7 protein-coding genes are annotated in these 7,598 nt (G+C 63.1%); 4 read left to right on the top strand and 3 right to left on the bottom strand.

Going from position 1 to position 7,598, the window contains the following annotated elements:
* Positions 1 to 510: 510 nt before the first annotated feature.
* Complete coding sequence (locus tag EC919_RS02470; RefSeq protein WP_133770853.1) at positions 511 to 1,386, bottom strand: LysR family transcriptional regulator; 876 nt, start codon at positions 1,384 to 1,386, stop codon at positions 511 to 513.
* 150 nt (positions 1,387 to 1,536) lie between these two features.
* Here EC919_RS02470 and EC919_RS02475 point away from each other — a divergent pair, with 150 nt between their 5' ends.
* Positions 1,537 to 3,066, top strand: a complete 1,530-nt coding sequence (locus tag EC919_RS02475; protein ID WP_133770855.1) for an MFS transporter — start codon at positions 1,537 to 1,539, stop codon at positions 3,064 to 3,066.
* A gap of 13 nt (positions 3,067 to 3,079) precedes the next feature.
* Here the strand turns inward: EC919_RS02475 and EC919_RS02480 are convergent, their stop codons facing one another.
* Together EC919_RS02480 and EC919_RS02485 are read right to left on the bottom strand one after the other, a co-directional pair.
* Positions 3,080 to 4,228: a glycerate kinase gene (locus EC919_RS02480; RefSeq protein ID WP_133770857.1), complete on the bottom strand. Its 1,149-nt coding sequence runs from the start codon at positions 4,226 to 4,228 to the stop codon at positions 3,080 to 3,082.
* Between the two features lie 115 nt (positions 4,229 to 4,343).
* The gene (locus tag EC919_RS02485) at positions 4,344 to 5,429 is read right to left on the bottom strand and encodes a sugar diacid recognition domain-containing protein (protein WP_133770859.1); all 1,086 of its coding nucleotides are present in this window, start codon (positions 5,427 to 5,429) and stop codon (positions 4,344 to 4,346) included.
* 169 nt (positions 5,430 to 5,598) lie between these two features.
* Between EC919_RS02485 and EC919_RS02490 the strand changes: the two genes are divergently transcribed.
* From EC919_RS02490 to EC919_RS02500, 3 genes are read left to right on the top strand one after another with little or no spacing between them, the layout of a single operon-like run.
* Positions 5,599 to 5,853, top strand: a complete 255-nt coding sequence (locus EC919_RS02490) for a type II toxin-antitoxin system RelE family toxin (RefSeq protein ID WP_133770861.1) — start codon at positions 5,599 to 5,601, stop codon at positions 5,851 to 5,853.
* Positions 5,837 to 6,163 (top strand): helix-turn-helix domain-containing protein, encoded by a 327-nt coding sequence (locus EC919_RS02495; protein ID WP_133770863.1) that lies wholly within the window; start codon positions 5,837 to 5,839, stop codon positions 6,161 to 6,163. The genes EC919_RS02490 and EC919_RS02495 overlap by 17 nt, the downstream gene beginning before the upstream one ends.
* Positions 6,164 to 6,165: 2 nt before the next feature.
* A complete protein-coding gene (locus EC919_RS02500) occupies positions 6,166 to 7,338 on the top strand; it encodes an alpha/beta hydrolase (protein ID WP_133770865.1) in 1,173 nt (390 codons plus the stop codon).
* Positions 7,339 to 7,598 lie beyond the last annotated feature (260 nt).

Consider the following 7,598-nt stretch of genomic DNA (forward strand, 5'->3'; position numbering starts at 1 on the left):
TCCGTTTGATCGTCCCCACGCTCCGCGTGGGAAAGCATGCCGTGACGCTCCGCGTCACCTCGCCGGCCTGAAGGTGCGTCTGCTGCGGGACGCAGAGCGTCCGGAGGGGCGTTACCACGCGGAGCGTGGGAACGATCAAAAATAGCGGCGGCGACCTCGACTGTAGGACCGGCTTCAGCCGGGAAGCCTTTGATCTTGATCTTCATACACAAGAGGCTCAGTCACCGCCAATCGCGACTTGGGTGCAGGCTGAACGCAGGTCTCGCGCAGTGGGCCGAGCCGCATGGATGCGGCGAGAGCGCCGTCAGGACATGGATGTCCGTTCGGCGCGGGCCCACGGAGCGGGACCGGAGTGAAGGAACCCGACGAAGTCGGGCCCAACCGAGAGCAGGCACCCTTGGTTACTTGGGGTGCTTTTCCAAGTAACTCGCCGAAGGCGAAACAGTCTGCCCTTAGGCAGACGCCCTTGATCTTCTCTAAGCAGCACCGCGCAACCGGGCGAGATTGACTTTACGACGCCCCGGCAGCTTTGACGTACTCAACAAACCTAACCACCGCCGGAGCCTTTTCGTGGCGTCGGTGGATCAGCGACAACGACGACGTCGGCTGGCAATCCTCGATCCGCCGATACACCACATTCGGCAAACGAATGTGATCAACCACCGACTCCGGCACCACCGCCACACCCTTGCCAAGACTCACCAGCGCAATCACCGACACCAGCCCTCCCGGCTGCGGGCCCAGCGTCGGCGCGAAACCTCCGTGGGCCGCCACTTCCAGGGTGCCGGAAATCTGCTCGGGCAAAACGAACGTCTCGTTCTGCAGGTTCACCGCACTGATGACCTTCAGCTTGCCCAGCCATGAACTGTCCGGCAGCGCCAGGGCAAACCCCTCGGTCAGCAACTGCACGGCGCTCAAAGAGTCCGGCAGCTGCATGGGAGAGCGGATAAAACCCACGTCCAGTCGCCCCTCCTCGATCAGCCGCGGCAGCGTCGGCATCAAATGCTCATTGATGCTGAACTCAACCTCCCCATAGCGCTCACGAAACTGACTGACGTGTTGCTGCAACACCCCCGAAAAAACCGCTGAGGCGACGTAGCCCAACTCGATCCTGCCGGCCTCGCCACGGCCGGCGCGCTGGACGTTGTACTGCGCGGTTTCAAACTGACGCACCGCCAGCTCGGCTTCGACCTGCAGCGCGCGCCCCGCTTCCGTCAGCCTCACCTCCCGCTGTTCGCGCAGAAACAGTCGGGTGCCCAGCGCGTTCTCCAGGTCCTGAATCTGCCGCGTCAGCGTCGGCGGCGCGATGCCCAATTGCTCGGCGGCGCGGGTGAAATGCCGATGACGGGCAACGGCCAGAAAGTAGCGAAAGTGACGGATTTCCATCGAGCGTTACCTGACAGGTAATGAAAACGCGAGCAGCGGGTAATAGAGCATAGGGCATATCCGCTTACCCTGTTGCGACACCGACCGTTTACGCAGGTATTTCACCCATCTGCGTTAGCCAGCACCTAATAACCGACGGAGCCCCGACCCATGTCCCAACCCAGCCCCCGCATGACACTGCTCACGGCCTCCGGCGTGTGTGCCTTGATCGTGCTCGATACCAATATCGTCGCCGTCACCCTGCCGAGCATCGCGCGGGATCTGGGTGCCGGGTTCGCCGACATCGAATGGGTGGTCAGCGCCTATATGCTGGCCTTCGCCGCGCTGTTGCTGCCAGCGGGCAGCCTGGCCGATCGTTTTGGGCGCAAGCGCATGCTGATTACCGGACTGGTGCTGTTCATTCTGGCGTCGCTGGGCTGCGGCGCGGCGCCGGACATTCTGTTCCTCGACATCGCCCGGGGGATCAAGGGCGTGGGCGCGGCCTTGCTGTTGACCTCGGCGCTGGCGACCATCGGCCACGTTTTTCACGATGAAGCCGAGCGCGCCAAAGCCTGGGCGTTCTGGGGCGCCTGCATGGGCGTGGCCATGACCGCAGCGCCTACGGTGGGCGGACTGATCGCCGACCTGATCGGCTGGCGCTGGATTTTCTACCTCAACCTGCCGGTGGGTCTGGGGCTGCTGCTGATGGTGCTGCGGAACATCGGCGAGTCGCGCAACGAGCAGTCCGCGCGTTTAGACCCTTGGGGCAGCCTGTTTTTCAGCGCCAGCCTGCTGAGCCTGATCTGGGGCCTGATCGAAGCCAACCGAATCGGCTGGGACCACCCGCTCACGTCCATGCGCCTGGCAGCGGGGGCGGTGCTCCTCGCGCTGTTCGTCATCGCCGAGCGCCTGCAACGTCGGCCGATGGTCGACTTGCAGTTGTTCAACTACCCGCGCTTCATCGGCGCCCTGCTCGGGATGTTCGCCTACGCCGGCTGCGCCCAGGTGATGATGACGCTGCTGCCGTTTTACCTGCAGAACGGCCTGGGCTTCAGCGCCATCGACTCGGGGCTGGGGATGCTGCCGTTCGCGATCACCATGCTGCTGTTGCCGCGCTTCGGGCCGACGCTGTCACGGCACCTGTCGCCGGCCACCATGATGGCGCTGGGCCTGACCCTTGTGGGCATCGGCAACCTGCTGTGCGCGTGGGCCGCAGGGATTGGCGGCTACCCGGCGTTCGCGGCGGCGATGGCGGTGACCGGTGCGGGCGCAGGTTTACTCAATGGTGACACGCAGAAAAACATCATGGCCTGCGTGCCCCGCGAGCGTACCGGCATGGCGTCGGGGATGAGCACGACCATGCGTTTCAGCGCGATCATGCTGGCGATCGGCGTCTACGGCGCGCTGCTCGCCAGCCATACTCTCGGTTCGCTGAAGAGCACACTGGCGACCGTCGCCCCCCACCTTCTCGATCAGGCCGAGTACATCGCCTCACGGGTGGTGGCCGGCGACATGAACGCTGCGCTGCAAACCGTCGATGCCAGCGCGCGGGGAATGATCCAGCCGCTCGCCCGAGACGCCTTTGTCTCGGGCTTCGGCTCGGTGCTGTGGGTTGCGGGCCTGATCGCCCTGTTCGCGGCGGTGCTGGTGGGCACGTTAATGCGCAAGCCGATTCCACTGATGCACCTGAAAACCGCCTGATCCCGGGGATCACTCAAGCGGAGCGTTGACGAGCAGCCAGGGCCCACACTCGGGCCAGATCCCGCGCGCGGTCGTGGAGCAACGTCGCCGCATTGGCGCAGGCGAACTCCAGCGTCATCGGCCCGCTGGTCACGGCGAAGGCGGCGCTGATGCCATGGGCATACAGGTCGGCGTATCCCTCGCCCAGCGTTCCTGCGAGCACGATGACCGGCACATTTTTGCCCTGAGCCATCCGGGCGACGCCGAAGGGGGTTTTGCCGCGCAGGGTCTGGGCATCGAAACGGCCTTCGCCGGTGATCACCAGGTCTGCGCCCTCCAGTGCGTCGGCCAGCCCGGTCAGGTCGGCCACCACCTCCACACCGGGGCGGAACGACGCGTTCAAATAGGCCTTGGCGGCGAAGCCCATCCCGCCTGCTGCACCGCTTCCCGGGTATTCGCTCTCGTCGCGGCCCAACGCCTGAGCCGAGTGCTCGGCGAAATGCCCGAGGGCTGCATCCAGTGCCAGCACTTGTTCAGGGGAAGCGCCCTTCTGCGGGCCGAAGATATGCGAAGCGCCTTGCACACCGCAGAGGGGGTTGTTGACGTCGGCGGCGACTTCGAACTGCACGCTGTTCAAGCGCGGGTCGAGCCCGGTCAGGTCGATGCTCGCCAGTTGTGCCAGGGCCAGGCCACCGGGCGCAAGGGGCTGGTCGTCGTGACCAAGGAAGCGAGCTCCCAGCGCCGAGAGCATGCCGGTGCCGGCATCATTGGTCGCGCTGCCGCCGATGGCCAGAATCACGCGCTCGGCGCCAGCGTCCAGGGCGGCCTTGATCAGCTCGCCGGTGCCGAAGGTGCTGGTGACCGTCGCGTCGCGCTGTTCCAGGCTGAGCAGCTGCAAGCCGCTGGCCATGGCCATTTCGATGATCGCCGTGCGCGTTTCCGCCAGCCAGCCCCACTGTGCCTGCACGGGCTGAGTAAGCGGTCCGCTGACCTGATTGCTCATCCACTCACCGTCGCAGGCGGCCAATACGGCTTCAATGGTGCCCTCCCCGCCATCGGCCATCGGGCACTCAACCAATTGGGCATCAGGCCAGACGTCGATCAGCCCGGCAGCGATGGCCTGGGCGACACTTTGGGCGCTGAGGCTGTCTTTGAACGAGTCAGGGGCGATGACGATTTTCATAGTGTTCTCCTTGTCTGATGGCCGATCTTCGCACTGCTGTGCCCCATTGCCGCCTCACAGTTGCACAACGCGCGACGCCATCCGTTGTTCATACGAACAAACGCGAGACCCCGCGCTACCTCTGGACCATCTGCGCGCCCAGGTACAGGCGCAGGAGGTCTTCGGTCCGGTAGGGGTCGCAACCGGTCAGTTCGGTGATTTTCTCGAGCCGGTAACGCAGGCTGTTGCGATGGATGCCCAGCGCATCGGCGCAGGCCTGGCTTTCGCCGCTGTAATCGAACCAGGCGCGCAGGGTGTCGAGCAGCAGCGGGTTGTCGTGCAAACGCTTGACGGGTTCGGCGATGCCTTCGGCCAACCAGTCGTGGCGGTTGCGCCAGAACAACAGCGCGACACGATGGCTGGCCAGACGCAGCAGTTTGACGGCGGGTCGCAGGTGAAGTGCGTAATCGAGCAAATCGCGGGCGGCGGTGCAGGCGGCGCGCAGGGAAGCGAGGTCCAAAGAAGGTTCGACGGTCGCCATGCGTTGCACGGGCCAGCCCTGTTCGTCGAAAAGCGCCAGCAGCAAGGCATCGTCGCGGTCCTTGCCCACCGCGCGGCACCAGTAAACCAGCCCCGGCTCGCACGGCAGGCACCAGCTGTTGGCGTAACGCCCCATCAGCCACGCACTCATGGCAGCGGCATAGGTCGCGGCTTCAGGCAGTTCGAGCACAACGGCCTGGCGCGGCAGCTGCGGCTGCAATCCCAGTTGTTCTGCTTCGGCGACCAAGTGGGAAGCACCCTCGCCGAGCAACAACCGTGACAGTAAATCTTCACTGCGTTGATGCCGCCACTGCTGATCGGCCTGCTGGCGTCGATGCTCCATCAGCATCTCGGCGGTCATCTTCACCAGCTCCGCGTAGACCCGCACGTCATCGGGCTCGCCGGTGATACCGAGCACGCCGATGACCCTCTGATCCAGCATCAACGGCAGATTCACCCCCGGCCGCACGCCGTCGAGCTGGCGGGCCGTGTGCGAATCGATCTCCACCACGCGGCTGTTGGCAAGGACCAACTGCGCCCCTTCGTGTCGGGTGTACAACCGCTCCGCCTCGCCGCTGCCAATGATGATGCCCAGGTAGTCCATGACATTGACGTTGCACGGCAAAATCGCCATCGCCCGGTCGACGATGTCCTGGGCGAGGGCGTGGTCAAGGGCGAACATGAGGGGTGTTTGCGCAGCGAGGGGAGTGAGGGTTCATACACATCAGGTCTTGTTTTTGTGGGTGGAGGGAGTCTGCCTGAATCTTGGTCATGGCGCGATTGGCCGCTAGCATGGGATTTCAACTATAAGTAATATCCACGCCAGACTTATGGAAGTCTTATAAGGACGCATGAATACCATCGCATGGACAAGGAAGGCCGTGAAACAACTCCTCAAGCTGCACACGAGACATCAGGTGCAAATCAGAGACGCTGTGAGCAAGCTGGAGTCAATGCCGGACGTCACTCACGTTAAATCTCTCGCTGGCCATAACTACGGCTACCGCCTGCGAGTTGGCGACTATCGTGTTCTGTTCGACTGGGACGGCGGGGTCAAAATTGTCAGTGTTCAGGAGGTCAAAAAACGCGATGAGCGCACCTACTAATAACATCCAGATCATCAACGGCCCCGATGGCAAGCCCGCCTTCGTGGTCATTCCCTACGAAGATTACGTCACCCAGCACGGTGTGGACGATCTGATTCCCCACGAAGTCGTCAGCCGTATTGTTGACGGCTCAACGCCGATTCGGGCGTGGCGCGAGTATCTGGATCTGACCCAAGAGCTTGTGGCCGGACGACTGGGTATCTCCCAACCCGCCTACGCCCAGCAGGAATCGGTGGCGCGTCCGCGCAAGCAGACCCGAGAAAGAATCGCCCAGGTATTCGGCATCAGGCCCGATCAACTGGACATCTGAACATGCGAGAACTCAATTTGGCCCTGCACCGTCTCACCCTCCTCCTCTCCGCCCTGGCCTTCCAGGCCTGCGCCTCCAATGAGCAGCCCCCGAGGCAGGCGAGCTTCGCCGAGTATCGCCAGCAGACCATCGCCTGGATGGAGCAGAACCGGACCTTTCAGACGACCAATCATCCGGCCGAGATCGAGTGGAATGCACCTCGGGAATGGCGACCCAGCGGGCCGGCCACACGGGGTATTTTGTTGGTCCACGGCCTCGGCGACTCCCCGTGGTCGTTCAATGACGTCGGCGAGTCGCTCGCCGCGCAGGGGTTTCTGGTGCGCACGGTGTTGCTGCCGGGGCATGGCAGCAAGCCGGCGGACATGCTGGATGTGACGCTCAGACAGTGGCAGCAGGTGGTGCGCGAGCAGACGCAGATTCTTGAGCGGGAGGTGCCGACGGTGTATCTGGGCGGGTTTTCGACCGGGGCGAACCTGGTGCTGGCTTACGCGTACGAGCACCCGAATATCGCCGGTCTGGTGTTGTTCTCTCCAGCCTTCAAACCCGAAAACACCTACGCCTGGGTTACCCAATACATCAGCTGGTTTCGCCCCTGGCTGGCGAAACCGGACGATGGCGTGCGTCCGCTGCAGACGCCCGTCCGCTACCTGAACGTGCCCACCAACGGGTTCGCCCAGTTTTATCGCAGCGCGTTGATGGCCCAGAAGCACCTTGACAAAGGGGCCTACGACAAGCCGGTGTTTGTCGCCATCGCCGAGCACGATTCGGTGCTGGATACCGGTTACGTGCTGGACACCTTCAACGCGCGCTTCACCCACCCGCTCAGCCGACTGATCTGGTATGGCAACGAGCCGGCTGCGGCGCAGAAAAACCCGAAGGTGCTGGTGCGCAACGATTACATGCCGGAATACCGCATCGCCCAGTTCTCGCACATGGGGTTGATGTTCTCACCTGCAAACCCGTTGTATGGGGTGAACGGCAGTCAGCGGATCTGCTGGAATGGCCAGCAGTCCGCCGACATGCAGAAATGCCTGAATGGCGAGCCGGTGTGGTATTCCGATTGGGGCCATCGTGAGCCCGGCAAGGTCTTCGCGCGGCTGACGTTCAATCCGTATTTCGAGTGGCAGTCGGGGGTGATGATGGAGGTTCTGAGGCAGACACCGCCGAAACGATAGACGCTGGCTCGCTGGCGAACGCGCGCCCCCAATGGCTGACTGCGTACTCATGGTAGGACCGGCTTCAGCCGGGAAGAGGCCGGTGTGAGCACCCTCAGTTTTGCGGCGTGACACCTGACGCATTCCCGGCCAAAGCCAGTCCTACAGGATGACCGCGTTCAAATAGTACAGACCGTGTGAAAACCAGATACCCAGCAGCTAACCAAAAGAAATGCCCCGATCAACTCGGGGCATTTCTTTAATATGCAAAAAAAAGGCCT

Source organism: Pseudomonas graminis (genome assembly GCF_004364335.1).
GTDB classification, from domain to species: domain Bacteria; phylum Pseudomonadota; class Gammaproteobacteria; order Pseudomonadales; family Pseudomonadaceae; genus Aquipseudomonas; species Aquipseudomonas graminis_D.